The organism is Micromonospora sp. Llam0 (genome assembly GCF_003751085.1).
GTDB lineage: Bacteria > Actinomycetota > Actinomycetes > Mycobacteriales > Micromonosporaceae > Micromonospora_E.
Genome location: NZ_RJJY01000001.1, coordinates 3,887,672 through 3,904,392, shown reverse-complemented (window position 1 = coordinate 3,904,392; position 16,721 = coordinate 3,887,672). Strand labels below are relative to the sequence as shown.

The window sequence follows — 16,721 nt, the reverse complement described above, 5'->3', positions numbered from 1 at the left end:
GGTCGGATCAGGGCAGCCGGAACCGGCGTGGCCGGGGTGGGGAACACCCCGGCGACACGCCGGAACTTTTCGGCTGCCAACCCTTTGCAAGTTGCATCGAAAACTACGACCATCTGTGATGGACCTAACGCACTGCCTGTGCGATGAGCACGGTCAGTGGTCCCGGTGTCCGGGGGGATGCCGCATCGACCAGCACGTTTACCGGGCTATGTGGTGCCCGGCACCGCGAGGGGGAACATGAGCGTGGAGGAGTTACCCATCGGTCGGCGGGTCGCCTACTGGCGTGGCCGGCGCAAAATGTCCCAACAGGTGTTCGCCGACCGGCTCGGCAAATCCAAGAGCTGGGTGGACAAGGTCGAACGGGGGGTGCGCCGACTGGACAAGTTCTCGGTGATCCACGAGATCGCCGACGTGCTGCAGCTCGACGCGCAGCTGCTGCTCGGCAAGGACCCGGAGCGGCGGCCGGAGAGCGTCACCTGCATAGACCAGGTGGAGGTGGAGGAGATCCGGGCCGCACTGGAACGCTACGACTCGATCAGCACGTTCTTCCGACCCACGAACAGCCCGCCGCAGCTCGCCGAGATGCACAAGGCCACCAACCACGCCTGGCTGACCTTCCAGCACGCCAAGTACGGGGTGCTGGCCCGGGCGCTGCCCCGGCTGCTGCGCGACGCGCAGGCCGCCGACGCCCACTACACCGGTGACGACGACGCGCAGCAGGCGGCGAGTCTGCTCGGCCAGCTCTACCAGATCGCCTCGTCCACGCTGCGCAAGCTCGGTGAGCACGATCTCGCCTGGCTGGCCGCCGACCGGTCGATCGCGGTGTCGCACCGGGCCGGCGACCGGCTGCTGACCGGAGTGGCGACCTGCCGGGTCGGCAACGCGCTACTGGCCCTCGGCCGATCCCGTGCGGCCCTTGAAGTGAACGTGAACATCGCCAACCGGCTCGCCCCGGCGGACAGCCGCAGCAGCACCCCGGAGCAACTTTCCGTCTACGGCCTGCTGCTGCTGCAGGGGGCGATGGCAGCCGCCCGGCTCGGCGACAGCGCCACCGTCCGGGACCTGGTCAACGGCGCCGACGACGCGGCGCGGGCGCTCGGCGAGAACCGCAACCACTACTGGACCTGCTTCGGCCCGACCAATGTGCAACTGCACCGGGCGGCGGCCGCCGTCGAGCTCGGCGAGGGCCGAGCGGCGGTCGAGACCCACCAGGCGATCATGGAGGATCCGGGATTCAGCGCCCTGCTGCCGGAACGGCGGGCGCACCACCTGCTCGACATCGCCCGCGGCTACGCTCAGTCCGGCGAACTGGAAAAGGCCACCGAGATGCTGCTGGAGGGCGACCGGCTCGCCCCAGCGGAGATCCGCTGCCGGCCGGTGGCCCACGCCGTCATGTCCGACGTGCTGCGCCGCACCCGGGGCACGCCGTCGGCGCCGGTCGCCGAACTCGCCGAACACATGGGGGTCGGCGTGTGACCCGACACCCGAGCAACAGCCACGTACCCATCGACGGAGAGGTGACGGTGTGACCCCGGCCGGTGCCCGGATTCTCTACGTGATCGCCTGCGGCAGTCCAGCCTCCCGTCAGGTCGGGAGGCTGGTCACGCTGGCCCGACAACGCGGCTGGTCGGTCTGCGTGGTGGTCACCCCGGACGGACGCAAGTTCGTCGACCTGCCGGCGCTGGCCGCACAGACCGGCCACCCGGTACGGGTCGACTACAAGAATCCCGGCGACCCGGACGTGCTACCCCCCGCCGACGCGATGATCGTCGCCCCGGCCACCGCCAACACGATCAACAAGTGGGCCGCCGGGATCACCGACACCCTCGCCCTCGGGCTGATCGTCGAAGCACAGGGCAAGGGCCTGCCGATCGTCACGCTGCCGTTCACCAACACCGCGCTCGCCGGGCACCCGGCGTTCCAGGAGAGCGTCGCCCGGCTGCGCGGCTGGGGAGTGCGGGTGCTGCTCGGTGACGACGTGCTGCCGCTACAGCCGCCCGGTGAGGGGGAGCAGATCATCGACCGGATCCCGTGGCACCTCACCCTTGAGGCCCTCGACGAGCAGCTGTCCGCCGGCACCACCCACGGCTGATTGGGACGCCGCCGCGCCCGACGGGCGCGACGCCCACGACCGAACGGACGCCGCCGCGCCTGAACGTCCGGAGCGCGGCGGGTGGATGGGTAAGCTGGGCCGCCGTGGACACAACTGCAGCATCACCGGTACGGGTCGCCGACGTGACCGCCGCCGTCGAGCGGCGCTACCCGCCGGCCTGGGCTGAGCAGTGGGACCGCGTCGGCCTGGTCCTCGGCGAACCGGACGCCCCGGTGCGGCACGTGTGGTGCGTCGTCGACTGCGTACCGGAGACCGTCGCCGAGGCGGTCGACGCCGGCGCCGACATGATCATCGCCCATCACCCGCTGCTGCTGCGCGGCGTCTCCTCGGTCGCCCCCACCACGTACAAGGGGCGGATCGTCCACGACCTGATCCGGGCCGGCGTCGCGCTGTACGCCGCGCACACCAACGCCGACGTGGCCCGACCCGGCGTCTCCGACGCACTCGCCGCCCGGCTCGGCCTGACCGACCTGCGGCCACTGGTGCCGGCGGCACCCGGCAGCCCGGCCGCCGCCGTCGCCGGCCAGGGCGCCGGCCGGATCGGCGCGCTGCGCCAGCCGCTCACCCTCGCCGCACTCACCCGGCACGCCGCGGAGGTGCTGCCGGCCACCGCCTGGGGGGTACGGGCCGCCGGCGACCCGGGACGCCTCGTCGCCACGGTGGCGGTCTGCGGCGGTGCCGGTGACGCCTACCTGGCCGCCGCGACCGCCGCCGGCGTCGACGCCTACCTGACCGCCGACCTGCGCCACCACCCGGTCAGTGAACAGACCGCCAGCGGCGGCCCGGCGCTGCTCGACGCCGCCCACTGGGCTACCGAACGCCCCTGGCTGGACGACCTCGCCGCGTACCTCACCGGCGAACTCGGGGTCGACGCCACCGTCTCCGACCTCGACACCGACCCGTGGACCCTGCACACGCCGTCCGCCGGCCGCCCCCGCGTGGCGACCAGCGCCACCCCCACCCGCGCGGCACCCACCGGCCCTACGCCTACGGCACCCGCCCGTTCCGCGCCCGCCGCATCCACCCATGAGGAGCCCCATCCGTGAAGGCAGACCCGCAAGCCCAGCGCCGCCTGCTCGACCTGCAGGCGATCGACACCGCGCTCGCCCAGCTCGCCCACCGGCGACGGACCCTGCCCGAGCACGCCGAGCTGGACACCCTGGCGCGGGAACTGTCAGCGTTGGAGGACGAGCGGGTCCGCGCCCAGGTCGCCGTCGACGACCTGGACCGCGACATCGCCCGGCTGGAACGCGACATCGACCAGGTCCGCGCCCGCAAGGACAAGGACCAGGACCGGCTCACCGCCGGATCCGGCCCGGCCCGGGAACTGGAGGCGCTGCAGCACGAACTCGCGTCGCTGACCCGCCGGCAGACCGAGCTGGAGGACGCCGAGCTGGAGCTGATGGAACAGCGGGAGACCGCGCAGGCCGCGCTCGACCAGGTCACCGGCCGGATCGACAGCACCCGGCAACGGCGTGCCGAGGTCGAACAGACCCGGGAACGCACCCTCGCCGAGATCGCCAGCGAGGAACAGTTCAAGACCTCCGCCCGCGCCCCGTTGGCCAACGACCTGCCGGCCGACCTGGTCGCCCTCTACGACAAGATCCGGGAGAACTCGGGTGGGCTGGCCGCCGCGCTGCTGCGCGCCGGCCGCTGCGGCGGCTGCCGCCTCGAACTGTCCGCCACCGAACGGGGCCGGATCAAAGCGGCCGACCCGGCCGAGGTGGTTCGCTGCGAGGACTGCCGCAGAATCATGGTGCGCACCGCCGAGTCGGGCCTGTGAGCGCCGCCATGAAGGTCGTCGTCGAAGCCGACGGCGGTGCCCGGGGCAACCCCGGGCCCGCCGGGTACGGGGCCGTGGTGCTCGACGCCGACACTGGCACGGTGCTCGCCGAACGGGGCGAGGCGCTCGGCGTCGCCACCAACAACGTCGCCGAGTACCAGGGGCTGATCGCCGGGCTGCGGGCAGCCGCCGAGATCGGCGCCACCTCGGTCGACGTACGGATGGACTCGAAGCTGGTCGTCGAGCAGATGTGCGGTCGGTGGCAGATCAAGAACCCGGGGCTGCGGCCGCTCGCCGCGCAGGCCGCGACACTGGTCCGCGAGTTCGACTCGGTCAGGTTCAGCTGGATCCCCCGGGAGCAGAACAAGCGCGCCGACGCCCTGGCCAACCAGGCGATGGACCAGGCCGCCGGCAAACCGGCCAAGGCCACCAAGGCAACGACAGCACCGGCCGCTTCGGCTACTCCTGCCGTGCCTGGTGCGCCTGCCGTGCCGGTCGCCGAGGTCCAGCCGTCGATGTTCGCCGTCGCCGGGGCCGGCGACGCCCCGGCCGCGTCGTGGGAGCCGCCGACCACCGCCACCGCCACCCGGCTCATCCTGGTCCGGCACGGCGAGACCGGGCTGAACAAGCAGAGCCGCTACTCCGGGCGCGGCGACGTGCCGCTGTCCGAGCAGGGCGCGGCGCAGGCCACCGCCGCCGCCGCGCGGATCGCGGTGATCCGGGCGAAGGTCGACGTCATCGTCTGCTCGCCGCTGTCGCGCTGCGTCGACACGGCGCGGGCGATCGCCGCCGAGGTCGGCGACCCGCCGGTACGCGCCGAAGCCGACCTGATCGAGTGCGACTTCGGCGAATGGGAGGGCCGCACCTTCGCCGAGGTGCGGGAACGCTGGCCGGCCGAGCTGACCGCCTGGCTCGCCTCCACCGAGCTGTCCCCGCCCGGCGGGGAGTCGTTCGCCCAGGTCGCCGGCCGGGTCCGCCGGGTGGTGCGGGAACTGCTCACCGCGTACCGGGGAAAGACCGTCGTGGTGGTCTCGCACGTCTCCCCGCTGAAGATCATGCTGCGGGACGCGCTGGGCGCCGGGGACGCGCTGCTGCACCGGCTCTATCTCGACCCGACCGGCATCTCGGTGATCGACACCTGGCCGGACGGCGGCGTAGCGGTGCGTACCGTCAACGACACCGCCCACCTCGCCGGGATCGCCACCCCCTGACCTCGACGGCATCGCCACCGCCTGACCCGGGCGGCCGGTGCGCCGTTAGCCTCGCAGGATGGATCTTCCCGCGTTCGCGTTGCTGGTCGGGGCCGGGCTGGCGGCCGGCACCGTCAACGCGGCGGCCGGCGGCGGCTCGCTGATCACCTTCCCGGCGCTGATCGCCGTCGGGCTCCCGCCGGTGTCGGCGAACGTCACCAACGCGATCGCGGTCTGCCCCGGCTACGTGGCCAGCACCGTCGGCAGTCGCGACGACCTGCCGCGCCGCCGCGGACTGTGGCGCCTCGTCCCGACCGCCGTCGCCGGGGCGGTCCTCGGCTGCGTCCTGCTTCTGATCACCCCGCCCCGGGCCTTCGAGCTGATCGTGCCGTTCCTGGTGATCAGCGCGGCGGCGGTGCTCGGCTTCCAGAACCAGCTGCGGCGCCTCGTCGGCGAACCCCGCGACCTGCGAGCCGGGCGCGAACAGATGTCACTGCAGGCGATGACCTTCTTCTGCGCCGCGTACGGCGGATACTTCGGTGCCGCGCTCGGGGTGATGCTGGTCGCCGGCCTGGCCCTGGTGCTCGACGAGGCGCTCAACGGCGTCGTCGCGTTGAAGAACCTGCTGTCGGCGGCGGTCGGGGTGACCACCGTCGCCGTCTTCGCCATCTTCGGCCCGGTCGACTGGGTCGCGGCGGTGACGGTCGCCCCGGCCACCATCGTCGGCGGCTACGTGGGCGCCCGGGTGGTGCGCAAGCTGCCGCCGACCGTGCTGCGCTTCGGCATCGTCGTCTTCGGCGTCGGTATCGGCGTCCTGCTGCTGGCCCGTGCCCTGCGCTGACCCGCTCTCGGTGCGCTGACCGCCGGGCCTGCCTTCTCCTGTCTGCTTCTCCTGCCCGCCGGGTCTGCCCTTCTCCTGTCCGCTTTCTCCTGCCCACGCTGATCGCCACTCCGCCGGATCCGTGCTCGAGTTGAAGGCCAGATACCTTATCTGCCCGTTGTAAGGTCGCTGACCTTCAACTCGTGCGCCAACTCGTGCGCCTGGGCCCACTGACGGCGACGGCGGCCGGGATGCCGTCCACCACGATCCGGCGGCGCGGGCCGTGCAGACCGCCGAGGAGATCGTCGCCTTCCTGCCTGGGGTCGCAGCGCAGCGACGCTCCGCCGACCCTGGTGAGCTTCAACGACATCGGCCACCTGCCGCCGGGCGAGCGGGGCCAGCCACCGGTGGAGTTGCTGACCTGAGCCGCCTGGCTGTTGCCTGGCTGTGGGCGTAGGTCATGCGGTGGATCTAGAAGGATTTGGCCGGTATATCGACCATAATCCTTCTAGATCACTGTTCTGGGCTGGTCGTGGTGGCCCGCCGAGCCTGCGGGCGGGGAATGATCGTGGGCTGCGTACGATTGATCCTCGGACGGACGAGTCGACCGGGCGGCCGCGTCAGCGGGGGATACGTCCCCTGTTGCCGAGGAACGTCCGGACTCCACAGGGCAGGGTGGTTGCTAACGGCAACCCGGGGCGACCCGCGGGACAGTGCCACAGAAAACAGACCGCCGGGCGGTGAAACGCCCGGTAAGGGTGAAACGGTGGGGTAAGAGCCCACCAGCATCCCGGGTGACCGGGATGGCTCGGTAAACCCCACCCGGAGCAAGGCCAAGAGGGCCGGTGTCGCGAGACGCCGACCTGCGCAGGCGTTCGAGGGCTGCCCGCCCGAGTCTGCGGGTAGGCCGCTGGAGCCTGCCGGCGACGGTAGGCCTAGATGGATGGCCGCCACCGCTGCGCGACCGGGCAACCGGCGCGTACGGGACAGAATCCGGCGTACAGGTCGACTCGTCCGTTCCACCCCAGATCAGCGCGTTGATCAAGGCGCTGAGCTGCGCGGACTCTCCGTGGTCGATGGTCGTTCATGGTCAACTTTGGTCGTCATCTGACGCCCTGGAGACGCCCTGACGCCCTGGGGACGCCCTGATCTTGGACGGTCCGGGCGGTGCCGACGGCGGCCGGGGACGTACCCGCGCGTGGTACGGACCCGGCGCGATAGGTGTCAGTGGCAAGCCAGTCCGGGTTGTGGACTGGCGCGGCAGCCGGAAGCCCCGACCACGACGGCGGCCAACCCCGCCGGCTTCCGTACCGCCGCATGCTCGTGGGATGGTCGAGGTATGCAGATCATCCCAAGGGACCATGCCGCGTAGACGCCCGACGCAGGTGCGAGCTTCCAAGCTTCGTTCCCGACCCCTCGGTAGCCACACGTCTGACGTAGCCGGCCTCTCGTTCCGAGGACTTCAGGCCATCGCGTACCTGGAACACTCCCGCTTCACGGAGGGCGCCGTCGCACGGGCGCTTCGGGCGTGGGCAGACTTTGTCCAGGACCCGTGGCACCGGCTGTGGGATCCGCAGTACGGCTGTGGCGTCATGGAGTGTTGCCCGGACCCGCGAGAGGTTCGTCAGATCCTTGAAGCTGCGGCTCACGTGCTGCCGGCGCGGGACGCTCGTCGGTTTAGAGCAAGGGTCGCCGAGATTGACGAGTTGTGGTGACCATCTGGCAGCCACCCAGGGCGCGCGCGGGCGGCTGCCCGGCGGTGACGGTGGTGCACCGCCCCGGCCGCGTAGCGGTCCGGGGCGGCTTGCCGCCGGGCGGTGTTCCGCCCGCGCGCCGCGCTGGGCGCGGCGTCTTGATCCAATACAGACCAATTCGGCAACGGAACCGGGCGTTGGCACGTTGGCGAGCTCCGAAGCGCAGGGCAGGTTCAGGGAAGCTAGAAGCTATTCTTATTAGCAATAGGACTTTTGTTTTAGCAAAGTGTGTCACTGTCAATTCGGGCCGATGGGTGAGACGTATTGTCCGCATCTTGCGCTGTACGCGTTGCCTAAACTATCTGATAGATGGCCAAGAATGTCATTGTCAAACTTTATTCGATCACTCGGAATCTTGCTGTAGTGGCCAAACTGGGTCAGCTCCTCGTTGGTGGCGCGATAGGTTGCATATTTGAACTTGTCCCAAAGCGGGGCATCGTTGAAAACAAACCAAAAGTAGGAAAATCCTATTGGTGTGGCTTCGATCAAGTTGTGTAGAGTTGAGGTGCCAGGGTTCGCAATATACCTCTTTGGGGCGTTGTCGAGAAGCTTGACAGCTTCTTCTATGACTCCCGTCAAACAGTACGCGACGTAGGTCGCCGCGAGTAGGGTGGCCAACTCTGAGTAGCTCTGACTCAGTCCGACTCCTGTGTGGAAGAAGTACTGGTTATTCTGTTCATGCAATTGACGTGCGGCCCCGTGTGTGGGGTGCAGATACTTCCCAAGGAATGTGTAGTGTGCTTCGAGGCGAGCCTCGGATTCCTTGTCTAGAATCCCATTCAGAGTGAGGCAGTCGATAAGTGCGCTGTATGACAAAAAATACCGGTAGAGGTCGCTCGCCTCCTTCCTCCCCTCCTTGTCGGCGGAGGGCTCGTTCAAGCTGGGGTGGAGGTGGGAGAAGTAGTTGTCGATCTTTAGTCGCATTATATCGGGATCGAACTCTTGGTGTACAAAGTAGTGCCAGGGTACTACGAAGTCTGGCTCATCCTTTCCTCTTAGTCCTTCAAAGATATGCATCAACGCCTGCTTCTTGAATCGAGGATGCAGCTTTACTTCAACGCGAAATTTCTCCCTTCCTTCTTGATGGGCTGCCGCAAGCTTTGCCTGCTCCTCCTGCAATGCATCTTTGGCTTTGATGTCGGGCTCTAAGGGTTGTATCTTAAAGAACTTGCTCCCTCGACACATGAGCATTAACAGCAAGTAATTTTCTAGTAGTGCGCGACAAAGTCCGAGGCAATCGGCGATCCGACGATTCTCTATGAGTATTAGACAAGAGTCGGCGGTTTCCACTCTCATGTTCACGAACTCTAGGATCTCGGTGTACATGTACTGCTGAATGTCTCCGATTTCGATCCTGCTTCTTAGCCTTTCGTATTCGGTAATGATTCTCCTTGAATGGGCAACTGCGCGTGCTGCCTCGGCTGCGATGACACTCATTGCGCTTAGCTCCCTGTCTGTCGCCCTGGCTGCTAGTTCTACCCCAAGTCTGGGCGCTAGTCGAGAGCGTTTCGTCAGGACACATTGGATGCCAGTGTGGCGGCGGGCAGGTCCAAGTCCTGTTCTGGCCGCTGTTGACGTCTGGCTTCGCAACCTACTAGCGGGCGCAGGGTGCTTCGTGGGCGTTGAGTTGTTCGCAGCGGGTGCCGTCGGGTTGTTGGAGGTTGCAGATGACGCGGTGGTGCTGCTCCTGGTCGCCTTCGATGGTGACGGTGGTTTCGGGGTAGTCGAGTCCGCGTAGGTAGGTGCGGAAGTCGGCGAGGGTGACGGCGATGGTGTGTGCCATCTCGATGGCGGTGGTGAGGTCGCGTGCGTGGATGGGGATGTGGATGACGTAGCGGGGTTGTTCGTCGGTGTCGGCGGCACTGACCTAAACTTTGGTCGTTTTGTGGGTAATAGCGCCGGTTTCGGGGTGGGTGTGGGTCGGGTGCGGGACGTGAAGAAGCTCCTGGTAGGACATGGATTGACTAGATCAACATGTTCCAACCAGGAGCTTCGGTGTCGAATTCTGCCATGCTGTCCGCCAGCGCGGTGCGACAGGCCGCCGATCAGCGGGAGACGCTGCGGGCAGCGGTGATCGCCGGGCCCGCCGGTGTCGGGACCCTCGACGAGCAGGTGACCGGCCGGTTGTGGCCACTCCTGGCCGATGCCGCACTGATCGAACGGGCGCGGGCCACGGTCGGGCACGTCGACGCCCGGCGGCGGGTGCTGACCGGAGCGGTCACGGTGATGATCGTGCTCGGGCTGTGCCTGTTCCGGCGGGAGAGCACATCGGTGGTGACCGCACGGGTGACCTCACGGCTCCCCCGGACCCGGGTGGAGGGCGCACCGACCGCCGCGGCGGTGTCGAAAGCCCGGGGCAGACTCCCCGCAGCGGTGCACCAGCGGGTGTTCACCGACGCCGCCCGGTCCACACCGACGTTCGGGCCCGAGTCGTACGCGTTCGGTCTGCTGGTCACCGCGATCGACGGCACCGTGTTCGACCTGGCCGACACGACACGGACACGGGCCGGGTTCACCACCCCGACCGGCGGCCGGTTCCCCCAGGCCCGGATGGTCGCCCTGGTCGCCTGCGGCACCCGCTGGATCCTCGCCGCCCGCATCGCCTCCTCCGGGACCAGCGAACAGGCCCTCGCCGACGACCTGATCGGCGAACTCCAACCCGGCACCATCAACCTCGCCGACCGGGGCTTCTTCTCCATGGACCGCTGGACGCGGGCGGCCGCCACCGGGGCGCACCTGCTGTGGCGGGTCAAGAACGGCGCCCGGAGCCTGCCCGCCCGACTGGTCGAGGTCCTCCCCGACGGCTCCGCGCTCGTGCAACTCGCCGAGTCCGACGCGATGCTGTCCCGCCGCCGCACCACCCGCGCCGACCGCACCCTGCCCCGACTCCGTCCGACACTCGCCCGTCTGGTCGAGTTCACCGTCACCACCCGCGACCGCGCCGGCCGCACCACCCACAGCCGCTACCGCGTCCTGACCACCCTGCTCGACCACCACCGTCACCCCGCCACCACACTCGCCGCGCTCTACGCCGAACGATGGCAGATCGAACTCACCTACGGACGACTGAAGACCACCCTGCGGGGACCCCGCACCCGACCACGCGGACACACCCCCGAACTCGCCTACCAGGAACTCTGGGCGCTACTGACCGTCTACAACGCCCTCGTCCGACTCGCCGTGACCACCGCCGTCGACCTGAACATCGACCCCGACGCGGTCAGCTTCGCCACCGTCCTCGCCCTGACCCGCGCACACCTCGCAAGCCAGGACCCCGCACCCTGCGTCAACTGCGGACACGACGACCCCGACCCCACCACCACCCTGCTCACCGCGATCGCCGCCCAACCCCACAACCGACACACCCGCACCCGCACCGGCCCCCGCACCAAACGACAACGACGAACACAACGCACCCGCGACGTCACCTACGAGATAACCATCACCCAGACCGACCTACCCAAAGCCAGCAAAACGGCCAAAGTTTAGGTCAGTGGTGTCGGCGGGGGTGGTTGGTCGGGGTGGGGGTACGGGGGTGAAGTAGTGGGCGGATGGCTGGTTGGTGGGGTGCTGGCCGTTGGTCATGGTGGGGAACCTCCGGTGGGTGCGGGTGTGGAGAGGGCCGGTCGGGGGCCAGGTTGGGTGGGGTCCTGTCCCGGTCCCCGACCGGTGTGGCGTCGTGCTCACCGGCCGGCGCGGCTATGGAGGGCTGCACGCCGGCAGGGGTTTTCGCGCGACTGGGGTAGTGAATAGGGATTGGCGTGTCGTCGCATCCACGGTGCGGGACTGGTGGGGGACGTCTTCGTATTCTGCGAAACGTCGGGGGACGGGGTTGAAACGTCCTGCTGGTTGTCCGTCTAATAGTGGGTATGAATGAACGTCTCCGGACGGTGATGGTTCGTCGTGGTGTGCCGGTTGAGGATCTTGCGGCTGAGTGTGAGGTGGATCCGAAGACGGTGGAGCGGTGGATCAGTTCGGGACGTGTTCCGCATCGACGGCATCGGTGGGTCGCGGCGCGTCGGTTGGGCGCGGAAGAGGCGTATCTGTGGCCACAGATCGCGGAAGTGAATGATCGTCGTCCGGAGGCGTCGCGAGCGGAGTTGATCGAGGTGTTTCCGGATCGAGCGTCGGTGCCTCGTGATGTGTGGTTACGACTGCTGGGTGAGGCACGGGAACGGGTTGACGTGCTGGTGTTGGCGGGCGCGTTTCTGTCGCAGGTGCAGCCGCGTATCGGGCGGGTGTTGGCGGACCGGGCGGGTGCGGGTGTGCGGGTGCGGTTGTGTTTCGCTGACCCATCCGGTGAGGCGGTGGCGGTGCGGGATCGTGAGGATTGCCTGGTAGGGACGTTGGGTGCGATCGTCCGTAGCTCGTTGACGCACTACCGGGGCCTGGTCGGGGTGGAGGGCTGCGAGGTGCGGTTGCATGCGGTGACGCATCACGCGAGTGTGCTGCGGTTCGATGATGAGGTGGTGGTGACCCCGCATGTGTTCGGGGAGTCGGGGAACGCGAGTCCGACGTTTCATTTCCGCCGTGTGCAGGGCGGGAACCTGTTCGACCACTATGTGGCGGGGCTTGATCGGGTGTGGGATTCGGCGTCGCCGTGGTCGGGTGAGGTCGGCTGATCTCGTGGCGGCATGGAATGAGTGACGCCCCGGTTTCCGCGTAGTGCGGTCCGGGGCGTCGGTGTGCCGGGTTGTTGGTGGTTAGAGTTCGTCGGGGTGGAGGGCGGTGACGATTTCGGCCATGCTGCCGATGATGGCGTCTGCTTTGGTGAGGCTGTGGTACTTGCGGGGTTTGTTGGCGTAGCCGATGGTGGCCACGCCGACGGCTTGGGCGGCTTCGATGTCGGTGGGCGAGTCGCCAATGAGTACGCATTCCTCGGGATGGGTGTGGAGTTCGCGGATGGCGGCGAGCACTGGTGCCGGGTTCGGTTTCATCCCGGCGGGGTCGGCGTGGGGGCGACCGATGACGGGGTGGATGTAGGCGGCGAGGCGTCGGGCGATCAGGTACTGAGTGACGGCGTCGGCGCTGTTGTTGGATACGACCGCGATGCCGCGTCGGGCGTGGTGGGCGGCCACGATGACCTCCCGCGCGTACGGGGTGGGTTCGGCGACCGTGACGGCGTCCACCTCAGCGGCCCTGAGTGCGTCGTCGACCCGGCGGACGATGGCGGGCCGGTTCAGGGCGGCTGTCCAGCGCAACACGGTGAGCGGGTCGGGTTCGTCCAGCAGGTCCGGGGGGATGGTGACGCCCTGGTCGACGAGCAGCCGGCGCAGGGTGGCGGCGACCTGGGGTGCGGGGTGGTTGGCGAAGACCTTGCAGACGGGTCCGTCGAAGTCGAGCAGCAGGAACCGGGCGCGGTCGATGACGGCGGCGAGTTCGGCGTTCATGAGGTGTACTCGCGGGCGATGGTGGTCCACATGCTGTTGAACCAGGCGCCGGCCTGCTGCACGTACAGGCCGTCGTGGGATGCGTCGTCGTCGCTGGGGGTGAACGGGAACAGGACCGCGTCCTTCCCCATGGCGTCGTAGATGGCCAAGGGCTGGCCGTCGACGCTGACGGTGTGCTCAACGACCGGGTAGAAGCCGAAGAACGCTTCTTCGTCGTTGATGACGAACAGCTTGAACAGCGGGGCCGCGCCGTGGACGCGTACCTCGGTGGTGGCGACCTTCACCAGGTCGAGATCTGCCAGCTCCTGGACGGCGTCGACGATGGCGTGGATCGACCGGTTGGTGATGCGGGCCGACCGGGCGCGGACGCGGGGGTCGTCGGCGCGGTCCTCGGCCCTGCACGGGATCGCCATCGGGGCGTTCATGTCCGAGATCAGGATCCGGATGCGGATCGACTCCGGGGTGAGGCGGCCGATGCGGACCTTGTCCAACGTCTCCTGGATGGCGTTGTAGAGGGTCTCGCCGGAGAAGCCGGCGAAGTCGATCGCTACGTGGGTGGCCTCGAAGGCGCGTTCGATGTGCGGGCGTAGACCCACGGGGCGTTCGGTGTTGGCGCGCACGAACGTGCCGCTGCCCTGACGCGTCACGATCAGCCGCTCGTCCTGGAGCCTGCGCAGGGCGGCCTTGATCGTCTCGCGTGCCACGGAGAAGCGTTCGACCAGGTCGTTTTGGCTGGGCAGCTTCTCGCCGGGGGCGAACTTGCCGGTCTTGATCTCCGCGCGCAGGGCGGCGGCAATCTGCTGGGACGGGGTCCGGGGGTCGTCGGGGTCAAGTGCCATGCCCGGACCATACCTGTTGACTAGCCAGGCTAGATGTCCCGTGTCCAAGTGTTGACATGGCTAGCCAAGTCGGCCTACCTTTGATCCACAGCACCTGGCTAGTCAAGCCGGCCAGGTCTACGAGTGGAGGTAGAGCAGTGGCTCTGCGAGGCGGAACGAGGTTCTCGGTCCGGTGTTCGGACGTGTTCCCGGCGGGGTGCGCGTTGGTGCCCGAGTCGTTGGGTGAGGTCGAGGACTACGACGAGAAGACGGGTCGGCGGTCGCCGGCGAAGGACAAGCTGACGGGTCAGCGGGTGTGGCAGGTCCGGGTGATGGACCTGGACCCGGAGTTGGGCAAGCGGTCGCGGGAGACCACGGTGAAGATCTCGGCGGACCACCAGCCGGTTCCGCCGACGGGTACGCCGTTTGAGGCGGTGGAGTTCGACGACATGACGGTCACGCCGTACGTGGCGAGCAACGGCCGGATGGCGTACTCGTTGCGGGCGTCGGGGATGCGCGCCCCGGCCGGCGTCGCCAGCAACGGCACCGGTAAGGCGCGCACGGCTACGGGTTCCGGCTCGTAGCACTCGGTTCGGGGTGGGGCTGTCTGGTCTTGGCGGACGGCAGCCCCACCCCTGGTGTCTTCCCCCACTCCTCTTCTTCTCAGATTCGGTGAGGTTCCGACGTGTCCCAGGTTAAGCGCGCCCCGGATCGGGCGCGGATCCGCTGTAGCGACTGCAAGAACATGTTCACCCCCACCCCCACCCCCGACGTCCAGGGCGACACCGACAACGCCGCGACGGCTGGCGGGGATGCGGCCCGGTGCGGGCTGTGCGCCGGTCAGCTGGTGTTGCCGTTCCCCCGGCTGCGCGACGCTCGCGGCCGATTCCTGCCCGTCGTCGGTGGTGGCCGATGATCGGGCGTCCCCGTGGTGAGGTCGTCACCACCGTCTCCGGTGACCTGCTCGTGGTCCGGCCCCGCCGGCTGCGGCTGCCCTGGTGGGCGGTCCTCCTCGGGCTGCTGGCCCGCTGGACCGGTCGGGGCCTGTGGTGGTGCCTCAAGCACCCCCGCATCCTCACCGTCTCCGTGATCACGGTCGCCGTGTACCTCGACTACGGCATTGCCGGACTGGTCACCCCGGTTGTGCTGGCCGGGTTGGGTTCGGCGGTGTGGCGGTGGCGGCACGAAACGTCCTGGTGGGCGTGGTGCGCCGGGCCTGTGCTCGGCCGGTGGCGGCACACAGTCGTCTATCGGCGGGTGTGGCGTGAAGCGATGACCATGTGCGACCTGTCGCGGGTCTACCAGCACCAGACCGTGTTACCGCAACTCCTGGCCGTGCACTGTGACCAGACCCTTGACGTGTTGTCGGTGCGGATGCTGCGCGGGCAGACCCCCGCCGACTTCCAACACGCGACCGAACAGCTGGCGTACGCGTTCGGCCGACGGCACGCACGGGTCTACACCGAACGCCCCGACGAACTTCCCGTGCGTGGCGGCGGCTGGGTGGGCTGGCTGCTGCGCCAGGTCGACGCCTACCGGTTCCGCGACCGGCCCGACGTCGTCTACATCGTCCTGGTCCGCACCGACGCCCTACGCCGGACCGTTCCGCCGTTCCCGGTGCCGACCGTGCCGGACTTCACCGCGCTGCCCCTCGCGGTGCGGGAAGACCTCCGCACGTGGCACCTCCACCTGTTGGCGACGCATGTGCTGATCGGTGGGGCGACCCGACGCGGGAAAGGCTCCGTCCTCTGGTCCCTCGTCCGCTCCCTCGCTGGTGGGGTGGCGTCCGGGCTGGTCCGGCTGTGGGTGATCGACCCCAAGGGCGGGATGGAATTCGCGTTCGGCCGGCCGATGTTCGCCCGGTTCGCCTCCACCTCCTTCGACGCCATGGCCGATCTCCTCGATGAAGCCGTGCAGGTGCTGCGGGAACGGCAGGCACGCCTTGCCGGCACGGTCCGGGTCCACACACCCACGACCGATGACCCCCTCGTCGTGGTGGTGATCGACGAAATGGCGGCCCTGACCGCCTACCTGCAAGACGTCGACCTGCGCAAGCGCATCGCCGCCTCGTTGGGGCTGCTGCTGTCCCAAGGTGCCGGCGTCGGCGTCCTCGTCGTGGCCGCGCTCCAGGACCCGCGTAAGGAGGTGCTGCCGTTCCGGGACCTGTTCCCCACCCGCATCGCGCTCGGGCTGACCGAGGCATCGCAGGTGGACATGGTGTTGGGCGACGGCGCACGCAACCGAGGCGCGTTGGCGGACCAGATGCCCTCATGGGCCAAAGGCGTCGGCTACGTCCTGCTGGACGGCACCCCCGACCCGGTGCGGGTCCGGTTCTCCTACCTCACCGACACCGACATCAAAACCATGGCCGCCGAGTACGCCGCTCCGGTGGCCGCTGCGGACATCCTCGCCCAGGTCGGCCGGGAAACCGCACCCGAACCGGAACAGACTGCCGCGTCGACCCGGCGGATTCCGTTGCCCCGTAAGCCTTCCGGGCCGCTGCTGCCTGACTCGCTACTCAACATCCTCCGGCACGACCAGTGCGACACCGACACCCCGAACAACGGGGGTGGTTCCCGATGACACAGACATCGACAACGGGGCGGCGCTTCTACCGGCTGCGGACCCCCACCGCCGACGGCGGACGCGGAACAGCGGTATCCGTGCGGGTCGACACCGACCGGCCCGACCCCTACCCGCTGTATGTCGCCATCGGCTCCGGCCGACGCCGGGTCTACCTGACCCCCGGTGAGGCGTGGGCGCTGTGGCGCTGCCTGTCTGAGGCGGTCGCCTCCCTCGGCGACCCACCCGACCACATCCGCACCACCATCCACCCGACCGGGAGGTAACCCC

17 protein-coding genes and 1 other RNA gene are annotated in these 16,721 nt (G+C 68.6%); 13 read left to right on the top strand and 5 right to left on the bottom strand.

Going from position 1 to position 16,721, the window contains the following annotated elements; genetic code table 11:
* Window positions 1-243 precede the first annotated feature (243 nt).
* The 6 genes from EDC02_RS17050 (at window position 244) to EDC02_RS17025 (ending at window position 5,927) form a co-directional block, all read left to right on the top strand.
* Window positions 244-1,476 (top strand): helix-turn-helix domain-containing protein, encoded by a 1,233-nt coding sequence (locus tag EDC02_RS17050; protein ID WP_123604872.1) that lies wholly within the window; start codon window positions 244-246, stop codon window positions 1,474-1,476.
* 49 nt (window positions 1,477-1,525) lie between these two features.
* Entirely contained in the window at window positions 1,526-2,092 is a 567-nt protein-coding gene (locus tag EDC02_RS17045; RefSeq protein WP_233605977.1) for a flavoprotein, read from the top strand.
* Window positions 2,093-2,196: 104 nt separating this feature from the next.
* Window positions 2,197-3,159 carry a Nif3-like dinuclear metal center hexameric protein gene (locus tag EDC02_RS17040; RefSeq protein WP_255500404.1) on the top strand — a complete coding sequence of 321 codons (963 nt, stop codon included), beginning with the start codon at window positions 2,197-2,199 and terminating at the stop codon, window positions 3,157-3,159.
* A complete protein-coding gene (locus EDC02_RS17035; protein ID WP_123602822.1) occupies window positions 3,156-3,896 on the top strand; it encodes a zinc ribbon domain-containing protein in 741 nt (246 codons plus the stop codon). The genes EDC02_RS17040 and EDC02_RS17035 overlap by 4 nt, the downstream gene beginning before the upstream one ends.
* A gap of 8 nt (window positions 3,897-3,904) precedes the next feature.
* Window positions 3,905-5,107, top strand: a complete 1,203-nt coding sequence (locus EDC02_RS17030) for a bifunctional RNase H/acid phosphatase (protein ID WP_123602821.1) — start codon at window positions 3,905-3,907, stop codon at window positions 5,105-5,107.
* Between the two features lie 58 nt (window positions 5,108-5,165).
* Window positions 5,166-5,927 (top strand): sulfite exporter TauE/SafE family protein, encoded by a 762-nt coding sequence (locus EDC02_RS17025; RefSeq protein WP_123602820.1) that lies wholly within the window; start codon window positions 5,166-5,168, stop codon window positions 5,925-5,927.
* A gap of 175 nt (window positions 5,928-6,102) precedes the next feature.
* On the opposite strand, the gene EDC02_RS40265 is transcribed toward EDC02_RS17025, so the two are convergent.
* Window positions 6,103-6,276 (bottom strand): hypothetical protein, encoded by a 174-nt coding sequence (locus tag EDC02_RS40265; RefSeq protein WP_158632209.1) that lies wholly within the window; start codon window positions 6,274-6,276, stop codon window positions 6,103-6,105.
* 229 nt (window positions 6,277-6,505) lie between these two features.
* Between EDC02_RS40265 and rnpB the strand changes: the two genes are divergently transcribed.
* Window positions 6,506-6,923, top strand: an RNA gene (gene rnpB / locus EDC02_RS17020) — RNase P RNA component class A.
* Window positions 6,924-7,897: 974 nt separating this feature from the next.
* On the opposite strand, the gene EDC02_RS39575 is transcribed toward rnpB, so the two are convergent.
* Both EDC02_RS39575 and EDC02_RS17015 read right to left on the bottom strand, forming a co-directional pair.
* The gene (locus EDC02_RS39575; protein ID WP_148083490.1) at window positions 7,898-9,097 is read right to left on the bottom strand and encodes a hypothetical protein; all 1,200 of its coding nucleotides are present in this window, start codon (window positions 9,095-9,097) and stop codon (window positions 7,898-7,900) included.
* Between the two features lie 157 nt (window positions 9,098-9,254).
* Window positions 9,255-9,443 carry a hypothetical protein gene (locus EDC02_RS17015; protein WP_123602819.1) on the bottom strand — a complete coding sequence of 63 codons (189 nt, stop codon included), beginning with the start codon at window positions 9,441-9,443 and terminating at the stop codon, window positions 9,255-9,257.
* Between the two features lie 212 nt (window positions 9,444-9,655).
* On the opposite strand from EDC02_RS17015, the gene EDC02_RS17010 reads away from it, so the two are divergent.
* Together EDC02_RS17010 and EDC02_RS17005 are read left to right on the top strand one after the other, a co-directional pair.
* Complete coding sequence (locus EDC02_RS17010; RefSeq protein ID WP_158632025.1) at window positions 9,656-11,149, top strand: IS4 family transposase; 1,494 nt, start codon at window positions 9,656-9,658, stop codon at window positions 11,147-11,149.
* Window positions 11,150-11,601: 452 nt separating this feature from the next.
* The gene (locus EDC02_RS17005; RefSeq protein ID WP_233605976.1) at window positions 11,602-12,282 is read left to right on the top strand and encodes an XRE family transcriptional regulator; all 681 of its coding nucleotides are present in this window, start codon (window positions 11,602-11,604) and stop codon (window positions 12,280-12,282) included.
* An 81-nt stretch (window positions 12,283-12,363) separates the two neighbouring features.
* Here EDC02_RS17005 and EDC02_RS17000 read toward each other — a convergent pair whose 3' ends face one another.
* Window positions 12,364-13,050: an HAD family hydrolase gene (locus EDC02_RS17000; RefSeq protein WP_123602817.1), complete on the bottom strand. Its 687-nt coding sequence runs from the start codon at window positions 13,048-13,050 to the stop codon at window positions 12,364-12,366.
* Window positions 13,047-13,889, bottom strand: coding sequence for a GntR family transcriptional regulator (locus EDC02_RS16995; RefSeq protein WP_123602816.1), 843 nt, complete (start codon window positions 13,887-13,889; stop codon window positions 13,047-13,049). Before EDC02_RS16995 ends, EDC02_RS17000 begins: the two co-directional genes overlap by 4 nt.
* Before the next feature lie 137 nt (window positions 13,890-14,026).
* Between EDC02_RS16995 and EDC02_RS16990 the strand changes: the two genes are divergently transcribed.
* The 4 genes from EDC02_RS16990 (at window position 14,027) to EDC02_RS16980 (ending at window position 16,717) form a co-directional block, all read left to right on the top strand.
* Window positions 14,027-14,452 carry a transcriptional regulator gene (locus tag EDC02_RS16990; RefSeq protein WP_123602815.1) on the top strand — a complete coding sequence of 142 codons (426 nt, stop codon included), beginning with the start codon at window positions 14,027-14,029 and terminating at the stop codon, window positions 14,450-14,452.
* Between the two features lie 101 nt (window positions 14,453-14,553).
* Complete coding sequence (locus tag EDC02_RS39570) at window positions 14,554-14,784, top strand: hypothetical protein (RefSeq protein WP_148083489.1); 231 nt, start codon at window positions 14,554-14,556, stop codon at window positions 14,782-14,784.
* Window positions 14,781-16,451, top strand: a complete 1,671-nt coding sequence (locus EDC02_RS16985) for an FtsK/SpoIIIE domain-containing protein (RefSeq protein WP_123602814.1) — start codon at window positions 14,781-14,783, stop codon at window positions 16,449-16,451. Before EDC02_RS39570 ends, EDC02_RS16985 begins: the two co-directional genes overlap by 4 nt.
* Window positions 16,448-16,717 (top strand): hypothetical protein, encoded by a 270-nt coding sequence (locus EDC02_RS16980; RefSeq protein ID WP_123602813.1) that lies wholly within the window; start codon window positions 16,448-16,450, stop codon window positions 16,715-16,717. Before EDC02_RS16985 ends, EDC02_RS16980 begins: the two co-directional genes overlap by 4 nt.
* Window positions 16,718-16,721 lie beyond the last annotated feature (4 nt).

What these genes read in the sequence shown, in the direction of transcription:
- EDC02_RS17030 (WP_123602821.1), top strand. Translation starts at nt 3,905, where the DNA reads ATGAAGGTCGTCGTCGAAGCCGACGGCGGTGCCCGGGGCAACCCCGGG.
- EDC02_RS17025 (WP_123602820.1), top strand. Translation starts at nt 5,166, where the DNA reads ATGGATCTTCCCGCGTTCGCGTTGCTGGTCGGGGCCGGGCTGGCGGCC.
- EDC02_RS40265 (WP_158632209.1), bottom strand. Translation starts at nt 6,276, where the DNA reads ATGTCGTTGAAGCTCACCAGGGTCGGCGGAGCGTCGCTGCGCTGCGAC.
- EDC02_RS39575 (WP_148083490.1), bottom strand. Translation starts at nt 9,097, where the DNA reads ATGAGTGTCATCGCAGCCGAGGCAGCACGCGCAGTTGCCCATTCAAGG.
- EDC02_RS17015 (WP_123602819.1), bottom strand. Translation starts at nt 9,443, where the DNA reads ATGGCACACACCATCGCCGTCACCCTCGCCGACTTCCGCACCTACCTA.
- EDC02_RS17000 (WP_123602817.1), bottom strand. Translation starts at nt 13,050, where the DNA reads ATGAACGCCGAACTCGCCGCCGTCATCGACCGCGCCCGGTTCCTGCTG.
- EDC02_RS16995 (WP_123602816.1), bottom strand. Translation starts at nt 13,889, where the DNA reads ATGGCACTTGACCCCGACGACCCCCGGACCCCGTCCCAGCAGATTGCC.
- EDC02_RS16985 (WP_123602814.1), top strand. Translation starts at nt 14,781, where the DNA reads ATGATCGGGCGTCCCCGTGGTGAGGTCGTCACCACCGTCTCCGGTGAC.
- EDC02_RS16980 (WP_123602813.1), top strand. Translation starts at nt 16,448, where the DNA reads ATGACACAGACATCGACAACGGGGCGGCGCTTCTACCGGCTGCGGACC.